At 33.2% G+C, this 21,786-nt stretch carries 18 protein-coding genes, 1 rRNA gene and 1 pseudogene; 17 read left to right on the top strand and 3 right to left on the bottom strand.

Annotated features, from left to right (window positions below):
* Positions 1–95: 95 nt before the first annotated feature.
* Positions 96–2,072: an IucA/IucC family protein gene (gene sfaD / locus KI230_RS10980; RefSeq protein ID WP_214958265.1), complete on the bottom strand. Its 1,977-nt coding sequence runs from the start codon at positions 2,070–2,072 to the stop codon at positions 96–98.
* A gap of 101 nt (positions 2,073–2,173) precedes the next feature.
* On the opposite strand from sfaD, the gene sfaA reads away from it, so the two are divergent.
* The 3 genes from sfaA to sfaC are packed head-to-tail and all read left to right on the top strand — an operon-like array spanning position 2,174 to position 6,188.
* Positions 2,174–3,367 carry a staphyloferrin A export MFS transporter gene (sfaA, locus tag KI230_RS10975; RefSeq protein ID WP_000170408.1) on the top strand — a complete coding sequence of 398 codons (1,194 nt, stop codon included), beginning with the start codon at positions 2,174–2,176 and terminating at the stop codon, positions 3,365–3,367.
* A complete protein-coding gene (gene sfaB / locus KI230_RS10970; RefSeq protein WP_000262633.1) occupies positions 3,354–5,111 on the top strand; it encodes a staphyloferrin A synthetase SfaB in 1,758 nt (585 codons plus the stop codon). Before sfaA ends, sfaB begins: the two co-directional genes overlap by 14 nt.
* Before the next feature lie 6 nt (positions 5,112–5,117).
* Positions 5,118–6,188: a staphyloferrin A biosynthesis protein SfaC gene (gene sfaC, locus KI230_RS10965; protein WP_000951637.1), complete on the top strand. Its 1,071-nt coding sequence runs from the start codon at positions 5,118–5,120 to the stop codon at positions 6,186–6,188.
* A gap of 100 nt (positions 6,189–6,288) precedes the next feature.
* On the opposite strand, the gene KI230_RS10960 is transcribed toward sfaC, so the two are convergent.
* On the bottom strand, positions 6,289–6,414 hold the full coding sequence (locus tag KI230_RS10960; RefSeq protein WP_001789076.1) for a hypothetical protein: 126 nt from the start codon (positions 6,412–6,414) through the stop codon (positions 6,289–6,291).
* Positions 6,415–6,579: 165 nt separating this feature from the next.
* Here KI230_RS10960 and KI230_RS10955 point away from each other — a divergent pair, with 165 nt between their 5' ends.
* From KI230_RS10955 to KI230_RS10935, 5 genes are all read left to right on the top strand, one after another.
* Complete coding sequence (locus KI230_RS10955) at positions 6,580–7,563, top strand: ABC transporter substrate-binding protein (protein ID WP_001214662.1); 984 nt, start codon at positions 6,580–6,582, stop codon at positions 7,561–7,563.
* Positions 7,564–7,574: 11 nt separating this feature from the next.
* Positions 7,575–8,606 carry a FecCD family ABC transporter permease gene (locus tag KI230_RS10950; protein WP_000974922.1) on the top strand — a complete coding sequence of 344 codons (1,032 nt, stop codon included), beginning with the start codon at positions 7,575–7,577 and terminating at the stop codon, positions 8,604–8,606.
* The gene (locus KI230_RS10945; protein WP_000989096.1) at positions 8,603–8,857 is read left to right on the top strand and encodes an iron chelate uptake ABC transporter family permease subunit; all 255 of its coding nucleotides are present in this window, start codon (positions 8,603–8,605) and stop codon (positions 8,855–8,857) included. Before KI230_RS10950 ends, KI230_RS10945 begins: the two co-directional genes overlap by 4 nt.
* Positions 8,854–9,822 carry a FecCD family ABC transporter permease gene (locus KI230_RS10940; RefSeq protein ID WP_214958264.1) on the top strand — a complete coding sequence of 323 codons (969 nt, stop codon included), beginning with the start codon at positions 8,854–8,856 and terminating at the stop codon, positions 9,820–9,822. The genes KI230_RS10945 and KI230_RS10940 overlap by 4 nt, the downstream gene beginning before the upstream one ends.
* A 234-nt stretch (positions 9,823–10,056) precedes the next feature.
* Positions 10,057–11,427, top strand: a complete 1,371-nt coding sequence (locus KI230_RS10935; RefSeq protein WP_001549577.1) for a YjiH family protein — start codon at positions 10,057–10,059, stop codon at positions 11,425–11,427.
* 131 nt (positions 11,428–11,558) lie between these two features.
* On the opposite strand, the gene KI230_RS10930 is transcribed toward KI230_RS10935, so the two are convergent.
* On the bottom strand, positions 11,559–11,819 hold the full coding sequence (locus KI230_RS10930; protein ID WP_001251935.1) for a SunI/YnzG family protein: 261 nt from the start codon (positions 11,817–11,819) through the stop codon (positions 11,559–11,561).
* 176 nt (positions 11,820–11,995) lie between these two features.
* On the opposite strand from KI230_RS10930, the gene KI230_RS10925 reads away from it, so the two are divergent.
* The 9 genes and pseudogenes from KI230_RS10925 (at position 11,996) to KI230_RS10885 (ending at position 21,522) form a co-directional block, all read left to right on the top strand.
* Positions 11,996–12,511 (top strand): metal-dependent hydrolase, encoded by a 516-nt coding sequence (locus tag KI230_RS10925; protein ID WP_000147089.1) that lies wholly within the window; start codon positions 11,996–11,998, stop codon positions 12,509–12,511.
* A 43-nt stretch (positions 12,512–12,554) separates the two neighbouring features.
* Positions 12,555–13,742, top strand: coding sequence for a UTP--glucose-1-phosphate uridylyltransferase (locus KI230_RS10920; RefSeq protein WP_000884746.1), 1,188 nt, complete (start codon positions 12,555–12,557; stop codon positions 13,740–13,742).
* An 18-nt stretch (positions 13,743–13,760) separates the two neighbouring features.
* On the top strand, positions 13,761–14,444 hold the full coding sequence (trhA, locus tag KI230_RS10915) for a PAQR family membrane homeostasis protein TrhA (RefSeq protein WP_000047255.1): 684 nt from the start codon (positions 13,761–13,763) through the stop codon (positions 14,442–14,444).
* Between the two features lie 178 nt (positions 14,445–14,622).
* The gene (gene sdrM, locus KI230_RS10910) at positions 14,623–15,966 is read left to right on the top strand and encodes a multidrug efflux MFS transporter SdrM (RefSeq protein ID WP_001237506.1); all 1,344 of its coding nucleotides are present in this window, start codon (positions 14,623–14,625) and stop codon (positions 15,964–15,966) included.
* A 98-nt stretch (positions 15,967–16,064) separates the two neighbouring features.
* Positions 16,065–16,538 (top strand): multidrug efflux transporter SepA, encoded by a 474-nt coding sequence (sepA, locus tag KI230_RS10905; RefSeq protein WP_000636857.1) that lies wholly within the window; start codon positions 16,065–16,067, stop codon positions 16,536–16,538.
* 322 nt (positions 16,539–16,860) lie between these two features.
* Entirely contained in the window at positions 16,861–18,303 is a 1,443-nt protein-coding gene (gene lmrS / locus KI230_RS10900; protein WP_001141006.1) for a multidrug efflux MFS transporter LmrS, read from the top strand.
* A 147-nt stretch (positions 18,304–18,450) separates the two neighbouring features.
* The gene (gene salA / locus KI230_RS10895) at positions 18,451–19,515 is read left to right on the top strand and encodes an iron-sulfur carrier protein/transcriptional regulator SalA (RefSeq protein WP_000958531.1); all 1,065 of its coding nucleotides are present in this window, start codon (positions 18,451–18,453) and stop codon (positions 19,513–19,515) included.
* 88 nt (positions 19,516–19,603) lie between these two features.
* Positions 19,604–19,788: pseudogene (locus KI230_RS10890) on the top strand (hypothetical protein).
* A 183-nt stretch (positions 19,789–19,971) separates the two neighbouring features.
* Positions 19,972–21,522: ribosomal RNA gene (locus KI230_RS10885) — 16S ribosomal RNA — on the top strand.
* The last annotated feature ends 264 nt before the right edge of the window (positions 21,523–21,786 follow it).

Below are 21,786 nucleotides of genomic sequence, written 5' to 3'. Positions count from 1 at the left end.
TGAATATGGAAAATGTATTATTCTCTCATTTGTATAGATTGTATTTAATAAGTTAATGTAATCCTTGAGCTCACGATTAATAAAATTCTATAACCTTAATTATTTTCTCGATACAAAGGGTTATTAACTTTAATATAAGTATAATGATGTGCCTCATCTTCAAGACGCATTGTTGTAACACACTTATAATCTATAAATGGCGCGAACATGGTATCTTTAATTTCATTTATGCGATTCTCATTTACTTGATTAGATTTGTGTGTCGAAAGTACAAGTTGATCAAAAATGTTATCTAGTACATCACGAACGATATACCACATATGTGTTTCTAAGTTTGAATCATTTGATGCTTTAGAGATTGTAAGAATTAATTCGCCTAAATGGTTTTGAACGGTAGAATAAAAGGCTTTGTTAAACACAGACGTTTTTGAATCAGTAAGAATTCTTGATTTTTCATGGAAATGAGATGTACTGTATCCCATTTCATTTAGTTGTACTTTATCAATTCTTAAACCTTCAAAGTCTCTAATATACATCGTGTCCAATAGACCATCTTTCCGAAATGTTGCAATAGCATTTTGCAAGTGAGCCTCTAATGCAATGCCATATTTAGTAACTAGTGGGATTACGAGACCAAGCAATGCTTTACTATAAGTTTCAATCCACGATTTCGCCGATGATTCAAAATCAGACAATGATGCAGCTGATTGATAACGTTTAATCAATGTCACGATAGGTGATTCATTGTTAAATGGGTAGGTTGCAACTAAGCTTGAAGGAATCATTGGTGTGACTTCTTGTGGAATCATTTGGTATATGTTTTTTCTAAATAATGTACCTAATTGTTCACTTCGTTCAGTTTGATAGTCTACTTCGTCTTGCTCATTATAAAAATGAATACCAGTAACTTCATCAATAATTGTTGATGCATAGGACTTAAATATGACATCTTTCTCCAAAATATCATTTAAAATACGTGTCATTAGTGGACCATTGTGCGTCGTTTGTTCTGATAATGTACGAATTTCACCTGTAATATGAACGTTTGTCGACAATTTGATGTGTGGCGACATAGCTGGGTATTTAGGAACTAATGTTCTGAAAGATAAACCGGCATAATAATCCAACGTATGTTTTGCTTCAATGATTAATTCTTTATCTACTTCTGCTTGATAATCAGAATGTAATACGTCATCTAATTGCCATGGATGAACAATCATAATGTGATAATCATTAAAGTTAAACTTTGGCGTAAATTCATTTTCTAATTGTTTAATTAATTCCGGAAATAGTTGATGAACAGTTGTATCATAATCTTTAGACAGTGACATAGTCCGGCCTAATTTACTGTGAATCAGTACTATTTTCAACTTAATAGGTTGATTGAATTCTGAAGAATATAGGAATGTTTGTAATGCATTTAAACCTTTACGTAATTTAGCCCCAGGATGTAGCGGATGACCTTCAATAACGGCTTGCTCTGAACGCAAGTAACTATCTTCGCTATTTTCGATAATATTAAATAAAGGTGCAGAATCATGTTGCATTGACAGTGCTTGATAGCTAATTGCAAATGTCATATTAGTTGCACTGTTTATTAAATCTTGCTGAAATTGATCACTAGCAGCATTTTTTAAATCTGGTGCTTCAATTAAAATACACTCAAGAATTTCATTTGGATGGTGTACTCGTGTAATCGTATTTGTAATGTCATCTTTAATGTAGAAAGGGCCTTCAACATCAATTCGATCAAAGGCGTGTTCTCCAGTGATAGGAGCATATAATGTTTGCTTAGCTTGTGGGAACTGGATTTCTAGTATATGAGTCGTTGAGATATCTAACATAATCAAATCACGACTCAATATTTTCTTACTTTGAGTGCGCGCTTTAACTAAGTTTTCGCGATGCATTGATGTGACTAATCTCTGAGTGACTTTATCTCTTCCTTGTAAAATCATCTCTTTAAAAATATTAGCCCAATCGCTATTATGTTGTTGTAAAAATAAATATGTTTCTTGTTCTTCTTTGTTAAATTTTAATGTCTGTTCTTTAAAAATTAAGTTCAAGTTCATAATTCACCTCTATGAAATATTTTACAAAAGCAAGATAGATTTGTATAATCCATATTAATGATAATGATTCTTATTATCAACAGAATGCGGGTGTAAGTTTTATGACAAAATATTTTTTTAGCAGTTCTTTTCTACTATTTCTAGGTAATTGGATTGGACAAATAGGGCTAAATTGGTTTGTACTTACCACTTATCATAACGCAGTTTATCTGGGGATTGTCAATTTTTGCAGACTTGTACCAATATTATTACTAAGTGTGTGGGCAGGGGCAATTGCCGATAAATATGATAAAGGGCGATTGCTGAGAATTACAATTTCATCATCATTTTTAGTAACTGCAATTTTATGTGTGCTCACGTATAGTTTCACTGCAATTCCAATTAGCGTCATTATTATATATGCGACATTAAGAGGAATTTTAAGTGCTGTTGAAACACCTTTAAGACAAGCAATCTTACCAGATTTATCAGATAAAATATCTACTACACAAGCTGTATCATTTCATTCATTCATCATTAATATTTGTCGTTCAATAGGGCCTGCCATTGCTGGTGTCATATTAGCAGTCTATCATGCGCCAACAACATTTCTTGCACAGGCAATTTGTTATTTTATCGCAGTTTTATTATGTTTACCATTACATTTTAAAGTAACTAAAATACCTGAAGATGCAACAAGATACATGCCGTTAAAAGTTATTATAGATTACTTCAAATTACATATGGAAGGTCGACAAATATTTATAACATCATTATTGATTATGGCGACAGGTTTTTCATATACGACACTTTTACCAGTTTTGACAAACAAAGTATTTCCGGGGAAATCTGAAATATTTGGTATCGCTATGACGATGTGTGCCATTGGTGGTATTATTGCAACGCTAGTTTTACCTAGAGTACTTAAATATATTGGTATGGTAAATATGTATTATTTAAGTTCACTTTTATTTGGCATTGCTTTGTTAGGTGTGGTATTTCACAATATTGTCATCATGTTCATTTGTATTACATTGATTGGGTTATTTAGTCAATGGGCACGTACGACAAATCGCGTTTATTTTCAAAATAATGTTAAAGATTATGAACGTGGTAAAGTACTGAGTATTATTATGATGGATAGAGGTATGATTCCATTGGGAAGTCTGTTAATGAGTATATGTGCAGATGTGTTTGGCATTGTTAGAACTTTTTCAATAATGGGAATAAGTACTATATGCATTACAATGGTATTCTATTTTATAAATAGAAAGTTGAAGTTAAAGTTGGAGGAAAGTAATCATGGTATATCTTGAATGGGCAAAGGCAGATAGAAATATTCAATATCGTGTAATTAACGCCATTATTAAAGAACGTATTTACCCCGAGCAAACATTTATTTCGCAAAAAGGATCTTTAATTGAAATTCAGTATCATATGCATGTGTTGACTATTGAAATTGTTAGAAAAAGTGCATTAGAACGCTACGAGTTTACAGGTGATATTACTTATTTAAATAAAGGTGAAACGTCATTAATTATAACTTTAGAAGGTTTATTAGATGTGTTGAATCATGACTTTGATATCCCTATTTCAGAGCGACTACGCGAAGAGTTAATACACAGTCGAGATAGTTTAGTTGAAACATATAAGCAAATGTCTCACAGACAAACGTTAATAAGTCAAAGTTTTAAATTTTCAAGATTACCACAAGATATTAACTTTTTTTCATGGTTACAACATGTAAAAGATAGTGATAAGACAGATGATTTAACTTATTCTGAGAGTTTGGTACCAGAGGGGCATCCAACACACCCTTTAACCAAAACGAAATTGCCCTTAACTATGGAAGAAGTACGAGCATATGCACCTGAGTTTGAAAAAGAAATCCCTTTGCAAATTATGATGATTGAAAAAGACCATGTTGTGTGCACAGCTATGGATGGTAATGATCAATTTATTATTGATGAAATAATTCCTGAATACTACAATCAGATTCGTGTGTTTTTGAAGAGTTTAGGTTTGAAAAGTGAAGACTATAGAGCGATTTTAGTACATCCTTGGCAATATGATCATACGATAGGGAAATATTTTGAAGCATGGATTGCTAAAAAAATATTAATTCCAACGCCGTTTACAATACTTTCAAAAGCAACTTTATCATTCAGGACGATGTCTTTAATTGATAAACCATATCATGTTAAGTTGCCCGTCGATGCACAAGCAACAAGTGCCGTTAGAACAGTCTCAACTGTGACTACTGTAGATGGACCAAAGTTAAGTTATGCTTTACAAAACATGTTGAATCAATATCCAGGATTTAAAGTTGCTATGGAACCGTTCGGTGAATATGCAAATGTTGATAAAGATAGGGCACGTCAGCTTGCTTGTATCATAAGACAAAAGCCTGAAATTGATGGAAAAGGTGCAACAGTAGTTAGTGCAAGTCTAGTTAATAAAAATCCAATAGATCAAAAAGTTATCGTGGATAGTTACTTAGAGTGGTTAAATCAAGGAATTACTAAAGAAAGTATTACGACATTTATTGAACGATACTCTCAAGCATTAATCCCGCCTTTAATTGCTTTTATTCAAAATTATGGAATTGCATTAGAAGCACACATGCAAAATACAGTAGTGAACTTGGGGCCACATTTTGACATTCAATTTTTAGTGAGAGATTTAGGTGGTTCTAGAATTGATTTAGAAACATTACAACATCGTGTATCAGATATTAAAATTACAAATGATAGTTTAATAGCTGATTCTATAGATGCAGTGATTGCAAAATTCCAACATGCTGTTATTCAAAATCAAATGGCAGAATTAATCCATCATTTTAATCAGTATGATTGTGTTGAAGAAGCCGAATTATTTAACATAGTACAGCAAGTAGTAGCGCATGCCATTAACCCAACACTACCACATGCAAATGAGTTAAAAGATATTTTGTTTGGACCAACAATTACTGTCAAAGCGTTGTTAAATATGAGAATGGAAAATAAAGTAAAGCAATATTTAAATATTGAGTTAGATAATCCGATAAAAAAAGAGGTGTAGTACTACATGGCACACGTTAACATAAATATATCGAAGATTAAATATAACGCCAAAGTACTTCAAACAGTTTTTCAAAGTAAAAATATGCAATTCACACCAGTAATTAAGTGCATAGCTGGTGACCGTACAATTGTAGAAAGCTTAAAAGCGTTAGGTATCAATCATGTTGCAGAATCCAGATTGGATAACATAATTAGTATTGCAGATCAGGATTTAACATATACGTTATTGCGTACGCCTGCCAAAAAAGAGATTTCAGATATGATAGAAAAAGTTGATATGAGTATCCAAACAGAATTATCTACCATACATCAAATAAATGAAGTAGCAGAAGTTTTAGGAAAAAAACATAAGATTTTATTAATGGTAGATTGGAAAGATGGCCGTGAAGGTGTTCTGACTTATGATGTTTTAGATTATATTAAAGAGATTATTCACTTGAAAAATATCCATTTTGTAGGTTTAGCATTCAATTTTATGTGTTTTAAATCTGATGCACCAAGTGATGATGATATCTTTATGATTAATCGATTCGTCTCAGCTGTTGAAAGAGAAATAGGATATCGATTGAAAATTATTTCAGGTGGTAATTCGAGCATGTTACCACAACTTTTATATAATGATTTGGGTAAAATAAATGAATTGCGAATAGGTGAAACGTTGTTTAGAGGTGTTGATACAACGACAAATCAAGCGATAGCTATGTTATATCAAGATGCGATTACATTGGAGGCTGAGATTTTAGAAATTAAACCTCGAGTTAATACACAAACGCATGAATCATTCTTACAAGCTATTGTAGATATTGGTTATTTAGATACAAAAGTCGATAATATTTCACCTATGGATCAGCATATCAATATTTTAGGCGCTTCGAGTGATCATTTAATGCTTGATTTAAATGGTCAAGGACACTATCAAGTTGGAGATCATATATCTTTTTCATTAAATTATGAAGCACTTTCTCATTCGATGTATATGAAAAATTTACATAAGGTATATATTGATGATTCAAAGATTGATACGCTACTTCAAAATTTTGATGTGAAATCTCCTGCTATGGTAAACCAATATTAATATATTTATCAATAAGTCTAAGTTGACAAGTTATACTACATATCGTTTGCACGGTTGTATCATAATTGTTCAACTTAGATTTTTTGTATTTGTTGATTTATCAAATTAAGTGCAACAGTTCGTCACATAAAATTGCAACAGATAATATCAGCTGAATTACAGGGATAACGGTCATACTAAATGGTGTCAATTGTATTAATGCAAAGATGATATAGCAATGATACATTATCAATATTTTTTCTAAGGAAATGTGCTAATTGTAGTCATAATTACTAGAGGAAATATATAGTCATACATTTTAGTAATATAAAAAAGATTGAACGCTACTTGACAATGATAATTGTTATCAATAAAATAATAAATGAAGTTATACATATTAAGGAGTGGAACGATGAGAGGTCTAAAAACTTTTAGTATATTGGGATTAATAGTTGCCTTACTTTTAGTTGCAGCTTGTGGTAATACGGATAATTCAAGTAAAAAAGAATCATCAACTAAAGATACTATTTCGGTAAAAGATGAAAATGGTACAGTAAAAGTACCTAAAGATGCAAAACGTATCGTTGTATTAGAGTACTCATTTGCAGATGCATTAGCAGCATTAGACGTTAATCCAGTTGGTATTGCTGATGATGGTAAGAAAAAACGTATCATTAAACCAGTTAGAGAAAAAATTGGGGATTATACTTCTGTAGGTACACGTAAACAGCCAAACTTAGAGGAAATTAGTAAATTAAAACCGGATTTAATTATCGCTGATAGCAGTAGACATAAAGGTATTAATAAAGAATTAAACAAAATTGCACCAACATTATCATTAAAGAGTTTTGATGGAGACTACAAACAAAATATTAATTCGTTCAAAACAATTGCTAAAGCTTTAAATAAAGAAAAAGAAGGCGAAAAACGTCTTGCTGAGCATGATAAATTAATCAATAAGTATAAAGATGAAATTAAATTTGATAGAAATCAAAAAGTGCTTCCAGCAGTAGTTGCTAAAGCTGGTTTATTAGCACATCCAAACTATTCATATGTTGGACAATTTTTAAACGAACTAGGATTTAAAAATGCATTAAGTGACGATGTAACAAAAGGTTTAAGTAAATATTTGAAAGGACCTTACTTACAATTAGACACTGAACATTTAGCTGATTTAAATCCAGAGCGTATGATCATTATGACAGATCATGCTAAAAAAGATTCTGCTGAATTCAAGAAGTTACAAGAAGATGCAACATGGAAAAAGTTGAATGCAGTTAAAAATAATCGCGTGGATATTGTTGACCGTGACGTTTGGGCAAGATCTCGTGGCTTAATTTCTTCTGAAGAAATGGCTAAAGAACTTGTTGAATTATCAAAAAAAGAACAAAAGTAAGGTGGAAGTAAATGGCTATAAAAGAAATAAGTAGCCAATCTGCCATAAATCATAAAAGAAAAAGACGCACAACACTCACGTATATAGTGAGTTTGTGCTTTCTTTTTATTTGTATATATTTAAATATGGCGATTGGTTCTTCGAAAATTAATTTTAGCGATATCGTTCACTATGTTACTGGTCATACAGATACGAAAGCAACGTTTTTATTGCATAATGTACGTATGCCAAGGATGATTGCAGGGTTATTTATTGGCGGTGCATTAGCGGTATCTGGTTTGTTAATGCAAGCAATGACACGCAATCCGCTAGCATCACCTAAAATTTTTGGTGTCAGTTCTGGTGCATCGTTTTTCATTGTATTTGTGACGATTATCATTCCATCATTAGAATATTATGCATTATATTTAGGTGTGATAGGTGCATTTATAGGTGGTTTAACTGTTTATACGCTTTCAGGTGCTACGAAAGGTATGACACCCATTAAATTAGCATTGGCTGGTATGGCCATCCATTTGTTTTTTAGTAGTATGACCGAAGGTATTATTATTTTGAATGAGAATTCAAACGAACAAGTGATGTTTTGGCTTGTCGGTTCATTATCCAGTATGAAGTGGGATGAGATTTTAACCATTCTACCATGGCTTATTGGTGCTTTAATTGCAACGATTTTTATTGGACGTCAACTAACGATAATGGAACTAGGCGATGACATTGCTAAGGGATTGGGTCAAAATATAAATAAAGTTAGAATTATCATTGGACTATTAGTCATTATTCTTACAGGTATGTCGGTGTCAGTGGCAGGACCAATTGGATTTGTCGGCTTAATCGTACCGCATATAGTCAAACGCTATGTGAGTAAGAATTATTTAGTCATGATTCCATTAACATTTATTATAGGTGCAGATTTGTTACTACTATCAGATGTATTAAGTCGTTTAATTACATATCCTTATGAATCACCAGTAGGGATTGTGACATCATTCGTAGGTGCACTTTACTTCTTATTTATAACGATTAAAGGGGTGAAAAGAATATGATGACAACGAAAATTATACGTCGTTATAGTTTAATCACAATCCTTTTAATTGTGAGTATATTCATAAGTTTATGTGTAGGGTCTGTCATGATTCCATTAACATTTATTATAGGTGCAGATTTGTTACTACTATCAGATGTATTAAGTCGTTTAATTACATATCCTTATGAATCACCAGTAGGGATTGTGACATCATTCGTAGGTGCACTTTACTTCTTATTTATAACGATTAAAGGGGTGAAAAGAATATGATGACAACGAAAATTATACGTCGTTATAGTTTAATCACAATCCTTTTAATTGTGAGTATATTCATAAGCTTATGTGTAGGGTCTGTCATGATTTATCCGATTGATGCTATTAAGGGAATCTTTGCACAAGATGATTTTATTTTAAATGAGTATCGTATACCTAGAACATTACTTGGTATTATTATCGGTAGTAGCTTGGCTATTTCAGGTGCAATTATACAAGCTGTAATAAGAAACCCGTTAGCCTCACCTGATGTTATAGGTATTTCTAAAGGTGCCAGTTTAGCTGCTGTGATTATTATTATGATTTTTCCAACAGCACCATTGTTTGTATTACCTATAGGTTCATTCTTAGGTGCCTTTGCAGTAAGTTTATTTTTATCATTTTTAATTTCAAAATATGATGTTAAAGGTTCAAAGCTTGCCTTAATTGGTTTAGCAATAGGCGCAATATGTACGGCGATTGTGCAGTTCTTATTAATCAGAAATCCACTGGAAGCAAACAAAGCGCTTGTTTGGTTGACAGGTAGTCTATATGGTCATGATATGTCGAATATTTATACTATATTACCTTGGTTTTTAATAACGATACCAATCATCATTTTATTGAGTTATCAATTAGATGTATTGAATCTAGGTGATGCTGTTGCAACCGCACTCGGTTTAAAAGTTAAAACTATTAAAATGCTATTGCTAATTTTAGCAGTAATATTAGCAGGATCCGCAATTTCAGTTGTCGGTGGTATTAGCTTTTTAGGATTAATTGCACCTCATATTGCGAGACAATTAATAGGAAATAAAACATTACACGTTATTATCATGTCGGGGTTAATTGGTGCTATATTGTTAACATTTGGAGATGGTTTAGCCCGTGGCATTCATCCGCCACTGGATATTCCTGTAGGGGTTATCATTGCAATTATCGGTGCACCATACTTCTTAATATTATTACGAAGAATGAAATAACTAACATATGATTAGAGTTAAAAAAGGTTAAGTACGAAATCAGTAATTGTACTTAACCTTTTTTGAATTCATCTTGAAAAATTACAAGAAATAGCGTATATTTAATAACTGTAATTATTCATTATTTTGCATACATAAACATTTTGAAAGATATAATGATAAGGAATATGTTTGTTAACTGAATAGAATTCTGTATATACTTAAAACGAATACATAGAGAAATGGATTGATTTTATGGATAGCTTTTCAAGGAAAGAGATAGTCATTGGGAGACTTAAGTTTATTACGATGTCTTTAATTGGTATCTTATTATTTCTAGTACCAATTCCAGTCGAACAAGATGGACAGAAGCAAACAACGTTGCCCGTGGCATTTTTAGCAGGCGTGCTTAAAGATGTATTAGGTGGCGTAATGCCATTTTTAATTGTGACGATAATTACTTTATCGGGTATCATAACTCTGATTTGTTCAACTATTTTAAAAGATAAATTGAAACCTGACGGGCTAATGAACAATGCTTTTAACGTTAGAATTGGTTGGTTAATTTTACGAATATTAGCAGTTGTTTTTGCATGGATGACATTTTTACGAATTGGTTCAAAGGTCATTTACTCAGATGAAACAGGTGGATTATTGTTCTCAAGTTTATTGCCAACATTAGTGGCAGTATTCTTATTTGCAGCTCTATTTTTACCGCTATTAATGGAATACGGTTTGTTAGAGATGTTGGGTCCTATTTTTAGACCGGTTATGAGACCTTTATTTACATTGCCAGGACGTTCGACGGTAGATAATTTAGCATCATTTATTGGAGACGGAACTGTTGGGGTCTTAATTACAAGTAGACAATATGGTGAAGGATATTATTCTCGTCGTGAGGCAACAGTTATTTCAACGACATTTAGTGTAGTTTCTATCACCTTTGCAATTGTAGTTGCTGAAACAGTGCACATGCAAAATCAATTTTTTGCTTTCTATTTATCAGTGATAGTATCCTGCCTCGTTGCAGCAGTCATTATGCCAAGAATTTGGCCTTTAAATAAAATTCCTGATGAGTATGCTAAGGAGGTACCTGAAAGTGCGCGTACTGAGGCATTGCCAGAAGGAAAGACGGCATTGAGACATGGCTTTGATACTGCAACAGAAGTTGGTATTAAAGCACCGGGCGTTATTGACTTTTTTAAGTCAGGATTAAAAACAGTCATTGATATGTGGTTTGTTATTTTGCCTGTAGTGATGAGTATTGGTACTATTGCTACCATTATTGCGAACTACACGCCCTTTTTTGTCATATTGGGTAAACCTTTTGTTCCATTTTTAGAGTTAATGCAAATACCTGAAGCGGCACAGGCTTCTCAAACGATTATTATCGGTTTTGCCGATATGTTTTTACCTTCTATTTTAATTGAAGGTGTACAAAATGATATAACTCGTTTTGTTATTGGGGCACTTAGTATATCGCAGTTAATATACTTGTCTGAAGTAGGTGGCGTCATACTTGGTTCGAAGATTCCTGTAAGCATCGGCAAATTGTTTATGATTTTCTTGATTAGAACAATCATTACACTACCAATTATTTCTTTGATGGCACATCTTTTGTTATAAATATATGTGAAAAAGGACAACTGTTAAAATTATGGGAACAGTTGTCCTTTTGTATTTGTTTATGCTGGGTGTTGAATCAATTAAAAAAATCATTCATGAAGCCCTTACCATGAATGATTTTTTTATACAATTTATTTAGTTAATTCATTGTAAACTTTTTGATCATTTTGAGTATAAATAATGTATTCGTGGTCTTCAGTATCGATAATAACGCGATTCGTTTTACCAAATGTTGAGCCGATTCTAGATACATCTTTGCTGTCTAATTTAGGAACTGCATGAATATCTTGGTCTTGTGTAATATTTTTAATTTCACTTGTAGGAATTTTGATATCAGCAACTCTCCATTGAATACGCACTTCATTATTATCTTTCTTTACTGTCATTGCCATTATTCAAACACATCCTTTAAATATTTTGTAAATACATCATAAACGATTTTGTAATCGTTTTCAAGAGTTATGTGATACTTTTTTAAATTGTGTCATACTAATGAATTTTAACCCGAAAATATGTTCGTGTTTTTGTTAGGGATATGGTAAAATGTGAGTATTAAAGGAGAACAAATATGACAGGTAAAACACATGCTTCATGCGGCATGCTCGTTGGAGCGCTAACAACACAATATTTTCAAACGGATATTTTTTTGTCGGTTACGGTTATCATTCTAGCAACTCTAGCTAGCTTATTACCCGATATATGTCACACTCAAAGTAAGATTGGCAGAAGGTTTAAGGTAATTAGTTTTTTTGTGAGATTGATCTTTGGACATCGAACCTTTACGCATTCAATATTATTTATCGCAATCATAGCATTTTTATTGCAAATTATTCAGACGCCTAATTATTATATGGCAGCAATTATAATTGGGTTAGTGTCACATGTTATACTAGATATGATAACACCAAAAGGCGTGAAATTATTTTATCCGTTACCGTTTAATGTGAAGACACCGATCCAATTTAAAACAGGTGGACTTGTAGACTTATCTTTAGCTACTGCGTTAATGGTCGGAACAGTTTATGTTTTATTTCAGCCTTTCATCAATGATATAATAAGCAACTGGAATACTAAGTTTTTATAGAAAATAAATTATTAAAGGTTACAAACTCAGCAGGAGGCATAAAATGCTAGATAAAAATCAATTAGCTAAATATAAACAAGATCATTTGTGTGAATATGAAAAATTAATGAGTAACAATGAAAAAGAAGCACTTGAAGAGAAGGTAGCGTCATTAGATTTAGATTTTATTGCCAAATTATATAACGATTTATACATCAATAAGAAAACAATAGATGATGTATCTGCAGTTTCTGAAGTGAAATATGATATTAAATCACAAATGAGTGATGATGAGATTAAGCGTTTAGAGGAACAAGGACTTCAAGCTATTAAAGAAGGACAATTTGCAGTACTTTTGATGGCAGGTGGTCAAGGAACAAGACTTGGTTACAAGGGCCCTAAAGGTTCGTTTGAAATTGAAGGTGTAAGTTTATTTGAACTTCAAGCTAACCAATTAAAAACATTGAATCATCAATCTGGACATACGATTCAATGGTATATTATGACAAGTGATATCAATCATGAAGAAACTTTAGCTTATTTCGAAGCACATAGTTATTTTGGATATGATCAAGAAGCAATCCATTTCTTTAAACAAGATAATATTGTGGCGCTTAGTGAAGAAGGGAAGTTAATTTTAAATCAACAGGGTCGTATTATGGAAACGCCGAATGGTAATGGTGGCGTGTTTAAATCTTTAGACAAGACAGGATACTTAGAAGAAATGTCTAATAATGGCGTTAAGTATATTTTCTTGAATAATATCGACAATGTTTTAGTAAAAGTGTTGGATCCACTATTTGCAGGATTTACGGTAGAACATGATTACGATATTACTTCTAAAACGATTCAACCAAAACCAGGAGAAAGTGTTGGACGTTTAGTTAATGTCGATTGTAAAGATACAGTACTGGAGTATTCAGAATTAGATCCAGAAGTTGCAAATCAATTTAACAATGCTAATATCGGTATTCATGCATTTAAACTTGGTTTTATTTTAAACGCTGTAAATCGTGAGTTACCTTATCATTTAGCTATTAAGAATTTGAAGCAATTAGATGAGAACTTTGGTGTTATTGAACAACCAACTTTAAAATTCGAATTGTTCTATTTTGACATATTTACTTATGGAACTAGTTTTGTCACGTTACAAGTTCCTAGAGAAGAAGAATTTTCACCTCTTAAAAATAAAGAAGGTAAAGATAGTGTTGCAACTGCAACAGAAGATTTACGTAGAATGGGTTTAATTTAATGATAGGCGGTGACTATGATGTCCAAATCAACTAAAAAAAGTAATGACACAATCGTAGAAACATTTAAGGATATCATCCCTTTATCATTTGGAGAAGAAATTGGTAATGCGGCATCTCATGGTGTTGCAGCTTTGTTAACATTATTAGTGTTACCCTATGCGGCTGTGCACAGTTATATTGCACATGGTACGCTTGCGTCTGTGAGTATGTCTATTTATGTTATTTCTATCTTTATGATGTTTATTTCATCTACTATTTATCATTCTATGCAAAATGAAACACCTCATAAATATATTTTAAGGATTATCGATCACAGTATGATTTACGTAGCAATTTCTGGTACATATACGCCTATTTTGTTAACAGTTGTAGGTGGTTGGATAGGTTGGACAGTATTTATTTTATTATGGGGAACGACACTTTGGGGGATTTTATATAAATCCATAGCTGTCAAAGTTAACCAAAAGTTAAGCTTAATTGTCTATTTAGTGATGGGCTGGGTAGGTATTATCTTGTTACCAATTATTTTTATTCGCACATCATGGATATTCATATTATTCATTTTCTTAGGTGGTGTGTCTTATACAATTGGTGCATGGTTTTATGCACAAAAGAATAGACCATATTTTCATATGATTTGGCATATTTTTATTGTAATAGCATCACTATTGCATTTAATTGCAATCTTATATTTTATGTAGTCGTTTAGAAAAGCTGGGGGAAACTCCGCTTTTTTTATTACATAAATCATTCTAATAGGGGATTGTATTGTAATAGAATTATCGTTAAGATTTGAAAGTCAAAAGTGTTTATACATATGAAAACCAATTATTTGTAAATGAAATCTTATAAATAAATATATATAGAAGGAGGTATTTCATGCGATTAAAGTCAATCATAACTGTTATAGCTTTAATATTAATTATGTTTATGTCAGCGATTGAATCATCTATTATTTCGCTTGCATTACCTACAATTAAACAAGATTTAAATGCAGGAAATTTAATTTCATTAATTTTCACAGCGTATTTTATCGCATTAGTAATTGCCAATCCTATAGTGGGCGAATTACTTTCGAGATTTAAAATTATTTATGTGGCAATTGCAGGATTACTTTTATTTAGTATAGGTAGTTTTATGTGTGGTTTAAGTACTAATTTTACTATGCTAATTATATCACGCGTGATACAAGGTTTTGGATCAGGTGTATTGATGTCATTATCGCAAATTGTTCCAAAGTTAGCATTTGAAATTCCGTTACGATATAAAATTATGGGCATAGTTGGCAGTGTTTGGGGTATTTCGAGTATCATTGGGCCACTTCTAGGTGGTGGTATATTAGAATTTGCAACATGGCATTGGTTATTCTACATAAATATACCGATTGCGATCATTGCCATTATATTAGTTATATGGACATTTCATTTTCCAGAGGAAGAAACAGTTGCTAAATCAAAATTTGATACTAAAGGGCTCACGCTATTTTATGTATTTATTGGATTGATTATGTTTGCTTTATTAAACCAACAGCTATTACTTTTAAATTTCTTGAGTTTTATCTTAGCTATCGTTGTGGCAATGTGTTTATTTAAAGTAGAAAAACATGTTTCTTCACCATTTTTACCTGTGGTGGAATTTAATCGTTCGATTACTTTAGTTTTTATAACTGACCTTCTAACAGCTATTTGTTTAATGGGATTCAATTTATATATTCCAGTCTACCTTCAAGAACAACTAGGATTATCTCCATTGCAAAGTGGATTGGTTATTTTTCCTTTATCTGTAGCTTGGATTACATTGAATTTTAATTTACATCGAATTGAAGCAAAACTATCAAGGAAAGTTATTTACTTACTATCATTTACATTGCTACTAGTAAGTAGTATTATCATTTCATTTGGTATTAAATTGCCGGTACTTATAGCATTTGTGTTAATTTTGGCAGGATTAAGTTTTGGATATATTTATACGAAAGATAGTGTAATTGTCCAAGAGGAAACTAGCCCATTACAAATGAAGAAAATGATGTCATTTTATGGATTAACTAAAAATCTTGGGGCATCAATAGGTTCAACAATAATGGGATATCTTTATGCGATACAATCAGGAATCTTTGGTCCAAACTTACACAATGTGTTAAGTGCTGTTGCTGTAATTAGCATTGGGCTTATTGTTTTATGGGTCGTATTTTTTAAAGAACAGTCATCTCAATCAAAAGAATAGAATTATGATTAAAATTGATGTAGTGTAATTAAAGTAAGAAATAATAAATTCCCTAGATACTAGATAAATCGTTCAATATTTTATTAATAAGGAGGCCAATGATTGTGAATTATCTTAAACATAAGTTTTATAACTTGTTAACTACAATGATTGTTCTCTTTATTTTTGTACTTTCTGGTGCGATTTTTTTAACATTTCTAGGGTTTGGTTTATATGGATTAAGTAGAATACTTATTTATTTTAGGTTAGGTGACTTTACATATAATAGAAGTATGTACGATAACCTATTATATTATGGCAGTTATATAATCTTTGGGTACTTCATCATATTTGCAGTCGAGCATTTAATGGATTATTTTAGAAAAATGTTGCCTGAAAATGCATATTTTAGAGGCGCGACTTTTCATTTGATTTCTTACACAGTTGCAACAACGTTATTTTATTTCATCATTCATTTAAATTATGTTTATATCAATATCGATTTTTGGGTCATCATGGTTATTATAGGGTTCTTATATGTTTGTAAGCTTCAATTTTACCCTGAAAGTAAAAATTTAAATAATAGAAAATAGATATCTGAAGTTGAGGGCACATATGTGTTCCAACTTCTTTTTGTTCAATAGAAGAATCGATAATAGTGAGTCTTAGTGCTCAATTTGTGGTAAATAAGTTAAATAACCATTGTATGAGTCTGAGACATAAAATAAATTATTAGGCCCTACAATGTTATATTGTTAGTTTTTTAAGTACACATTAGCTGTGCCTAATGTGTAAGAACCAATAATGATTTAATATGTAGTGCTACTTTATCATTTGAGTACTACTCCCATTATGTTCATGGCTATATGTATTGAAGGGACAAGTGTATATCTGTTTTAAAAAGGAGGAATTATGATGGCTAAAGTTGAATTAACAACCCGGAGACGAAACTTCATAGTTGCTGTTATGTTGATTAGTGCGTTTGTAGCTATTTTAAATCAAACATTATTAAATACAGCGTTACCTAGTATAATGAGAGAATTAAATATTAATGAAAGTACATCGCAATGGCTAGTTACTGGGTTTATGCTTGTTAATGGCGTCATGATACCTCTGACGGCATATCTAATGGATAGAATTAAAACTAGACCTTTATACTTAGCGGCGATGGGGACATTTTTATTAGGTTCTATTGTTGCAGCCTTAGCTCCGAATTTTGGAGTTTTAATGTTAGCACGTGTAATTCAAGCGATGGGTGCAGGCGTACTTATGCCCTTAATGCAATTTACGTTATTTACATTGTTCAGTAAAGAACATCGAGGTTTTGCAATGGGACTAGCAGGTTTAGTAATTCAATTTGCACCAGCAATAGGCCCTACAGTTACAGGATTAATTATTGATCAAGCGAGTTGGCGAGTACCATTTATTATAATTGTAGGAATTGCTTTAGTTGCCTTTGTTTTCGGCTTAGTTTCAATCTCAAGTTACAATGAAGTGAAATATACGAAATTAGATAAGCGCTCAGTAATGTATTCAACTATTGGATTCGGGTTAATGCTATACGCATTTAGTAGTGCAGGAGATTTAGGATTTACAAGTCCAATAGTAATAGGTGCGTTGATAATAAGTATGGTTATTATCTATTTATTTATACGTAGACAATTTAATATTACTAATGCACTTTTAAATTTAAGGGTTTTTAAAAATAGAACATTTGCATTATGTACGATTAGTTCAATGATTATAATGATGTCAATGGTTGGACCTGCGCTGCTTATACCGCTATATGTTCAAAACAGTTTATCTTTATCTGCCTTGTTATCAGGACTTGTTATCATGCCTGGTGCAATAATAAATGGTATTATGTCAGTTTTTACAGGTAAATTTTATGATAAGTATGGTCCTAGACCATTGATTTATACTGGTTTTACAATTTTAACAATTACTACAATTATGTTGTGTTTCTTGCATACAGACACATCTTATACGTATTTAATAGTCGTATATGCAATTAGAATGTTTTCAGTTTCTTTACTCATGATGCCGATAAATACTACAGGAATTAATTCTTTGAGAAATGAAGAAATCTCACATGGCACGGCTATTATGAACTTTGGTCGTGTAATGGCTGGTTCACTAGGCACAGCTTTAATGGTTACATTAATGAGTTTTGGTGCAAAAATATTTTTATCTACATCGCCATCGCATTTAACTGCAACTGAAATTAAACAGCAATCCATTGCTATAGGGGTGGATATCTCATTTGCTTTTGTAGCTGTGCTTGTTATGGCAGCTTATGTGATAGCACTTTTTATAAGAGAACCTAAAGAAATAGAAAGTAATAGAAGGAAATTTTAAAATAATTATAGTAGTTGGTCTATTTAAAATAATAGGCTAACTGCTTTTTTTATTTAATAAAAAGTTTTATACTTTTAGTGATAGACTAAGCAAAAATTGTTATTTGCTATGATGTAGATGTCTTAAAATGATTAAGGGGGATTTGCTTTGTTAACGGTAGATCAAGTGAAAGAATTGGTAGGAGAAATTAAAGATCCTATTATAGATGTGCCTTTAAAAGAAACAGAAGGTATTGTTGAAGTTTCTATTAAGGAAGAAAAAGAACATGTGAGTGTTAAATTAGCAATGGCACAATTAGGTGGTGCACCGCAATTAGATTTACAGATGGCTGTTGTTAATGCATTAAAAGAAAACGGTGCGAAAACGGTCGGTATACGATTTGAAACATTGCCGGAAGAAAAAGTAAATCAATTTAAACCAAAAGAAGAAAATAAACCTAAAACGATAGAAGGCCTATTATCTCAAAATAATCCAGTCGAATTTATTGCAATAGCCTCCGGTAAAGGTGGTGTCGGTAAATCTACTGTTGCAGTAAATTTAGCCGTTGCCTTAGCTCGTGAAGGGAAAAAAGTCGGATTAGTAGATGCCGATATATATGGATTTAGTGTACCAGATATGATGGGTATTGATGAAAAGCCTGGAATTAAAGGGAAGGAAGTAATTCCAGTTGAACGTCATGGCGTTAAAGTTATATCAATGGCCTTTTTTGTGGAAGAAAATGCGCCAGTTATATGGAGAGGGCCAATGTTAGGTAAAATGTTGACGAATTTCTTTACAGAAGTTAAATGGGGAGACATTGAATATTTAATACTCGATCTTCCACCTGGAACAGGAGATGTAGCTTTAGATGTTCATACGATGTTACCTTCAAGTAAGGAAATTATTGTAACGACACCTCATCCTACAGCAGCATTTGTTGCAGCTCGCGCAGGTGCGATGGCAAAACATACGGATCATTCTATTCTTGGCGTAATTGAAAACATGAGTTATTTTGAAAGTAAAGAGACGGGTAATAAAGAATATGTCTTTGGCAAAGGTGGCGGTACTAAGTTAGCTGATGAACTTAATACTCAATTACTTGGGGAATTACCTTTAGAGCAACCATCTTGGAATCCAAAAGATTTTGCACCGTCAATATATCAATCAGATGATCGTCTAGGTAAAATTTATAGCTCGATTGCACAAAAAGTTATAGCTGCTACAAATAAATAGGTATAATATATGCTAAACGTACAAAATTACTTTTATTTTGTACGTTTTTATGTTGATTTGTTTTGGAATGCTGGTAAAATAAGTTCTTGTGTTAAGCAATAAACGCGTTGAAAAAGAAGCGGGTTGTGAACACAAAAAGTTTTAAAAAAGTTATTGACTTTAAATTCCAAAGTTGATAATATGATAAAGTCGTCAAAAACGACGCAGTTGTTTTTAAAGAAGGATTTCAAAAGTGTAAAACTTACCATTGAAATAACTATAAAAACAATATAGAATAAATAAAGTAATCGTTCAAAAAGTTATTGACTTCAAGAAACAAATGAAGTAGAATAAAAGAGATTGAACATTAATGAACATTGAAAACTGAATGACAATATGTCAACGTTAATTCCAAAAAACGTAACTATAAGTTACAAACATTATTTAGTATTTATGAGCTAATCAAACATCATAATTTTTATGGAGAGTTTGATCCTGGCTCAGGATGAACGCTGGCGGCGTGCCTAATACATGCAAGTCGAGCGAACGGACGAGAAGCTTGCTTCTCTGATGTTAGCGGCGGACGGGTGAGTAACACGTGGATAACCTACCTATAAGACTGGGATAACTTCGGGAAACCGGAGCTAATACCGGATAATATTTTGAACCGCATGGTTCAAAAGTGAAAGACGGTCTTGCTGTCACTTATAGATGGATCCGCGCTGCATTAGCTAGTTGGTAAGGTAACGGCTTACCAAGGCAACGATGCATAGCCGACCTGAGAGGGTGATCGGCCACACTGGAACTGAGACACGGTCCAGACTCCTACGGGAGGCAGCAGTAGGGAATCTTCCGCAATGGGCGAAAGCCTGACGGAGCAACGCCGCGTGAGTGATGAAGGTCTTCGGATCGTAAAACTCTGTTATTAGGGAAGAACATATGTGTAAGTAACTGTGCACATCTTGACGGTACCTAATCAGAAAGCCACGGCTAACTACGTGCCAGCAGCCGCGGTAATACGTAGGTGGCAAGCGTTATCCGGAATTATTGGGCGTAAAGCGCGCGTAGGCGGTTTTTTAAGTCTGATGTGAAAGCCCACGGCTCAACCGTGGAGGGTCATTGGAAACTGGAAAACTTGAGTGCAGAAGAGGAAAGTGGAATTCCATGTGTAGCGGTGAAATGCGCAGAGATATGGAGGAACACCAGTGGCGAAGGCGACTTTCTGGTCTGTAACTGACGCTGATGTGCGAAAGCGTGGGGATCAAACAGGATTAGATACCCTGGTAGTCCACGCCGTAAACGATGAGTGCTAAGTGTTAGGGGTTTCCGCCCCTTAGTGCTGCAGCTAACGCATTAAGCACTCCGCCTGGGGAGTACGACCGCAAGGTTGAAACTCAAAGGAATTGACGGGGACCCGCACAAGCGGTGGAGCATGTGGTTTAATTCGAAGCAACGCGAAGAACCTTACCAAATCTTGACATCCTTTGACAACTCTAGAGATAGAGCTTTCCCCTTCGGGGGACAAAGTGACAGGTGGTGCATGGTTGTCGTCAGCTCGTGTCGTGAGATGTTGGGTTAAGTCCCGCAACGAGCGCAACCCTTAAGCTTAGTTGCCATCATTAAGTTGGGCACTCTAAGTTGACTGCCGGTGACAAACCGGAGGAAGGTGGGGATGACGTCAAATCATCATGCCCCTTATGATTTGGGCTACACACGTGCTACAATGGACAATACAAAGGGCAGCGAAACCGCGAGGTCAAGCAAATCCCATAAAGTTGTTCTCAGTTCGGATTGTAGTCTGCAACTCGACTACATGAAGCTGGAATCGCTAGTAATCGTAGATCAGCATGCTACGGTGAATACGTTCCCGGGTCTTGTACACACCGCCCGTCACACCACGAGAGTTTGTAACACCCGAAGCCGGTGGAGTAACCTTTTAGGAGCTAGCCGTCGAAGGTGGGACAAATGATTGGGGTGAAGTCGTAACAAGGTAGCCGTATCGGAAGGTGCGGCTGGATCACCTCCTTTCTAAGGATATATTCGGAACATCTTCTTCAGAAGATGCGGAATAACGTGACATATTGTATTCAGTTTTGAATGTTTATTTAACATTCAAATATTTTTTGGTTAAAGTGATATTGCTTATGCGAGCGCTTGACAATCTATTCTTTTTAAAGAAAGCGGTTGTCAGACAATGCATTAAGAAAAATTAAAGCGGAGTTTACTTTTGTAAATGAGCATTTGATTTTTTGAAAATAAAGCAGTATGCGAGCGCTTGACTAAAAAGAAATT

The organism is Staphylococcus sp. MZ3 (genome assembly GCF_018622755.1).
GTDB classification, from domain to species: Bacteria; Bacillota; Bacilli; order Staphylococcales; family Staphylococcaceae; genus Staphylococcus; species Staphylococcus aureus.
The sequence above is the reverse complement of the archived record's forward strand: the minus strand, read 5'-3'. Positions and strand labels throughout refer to the sequence as shown.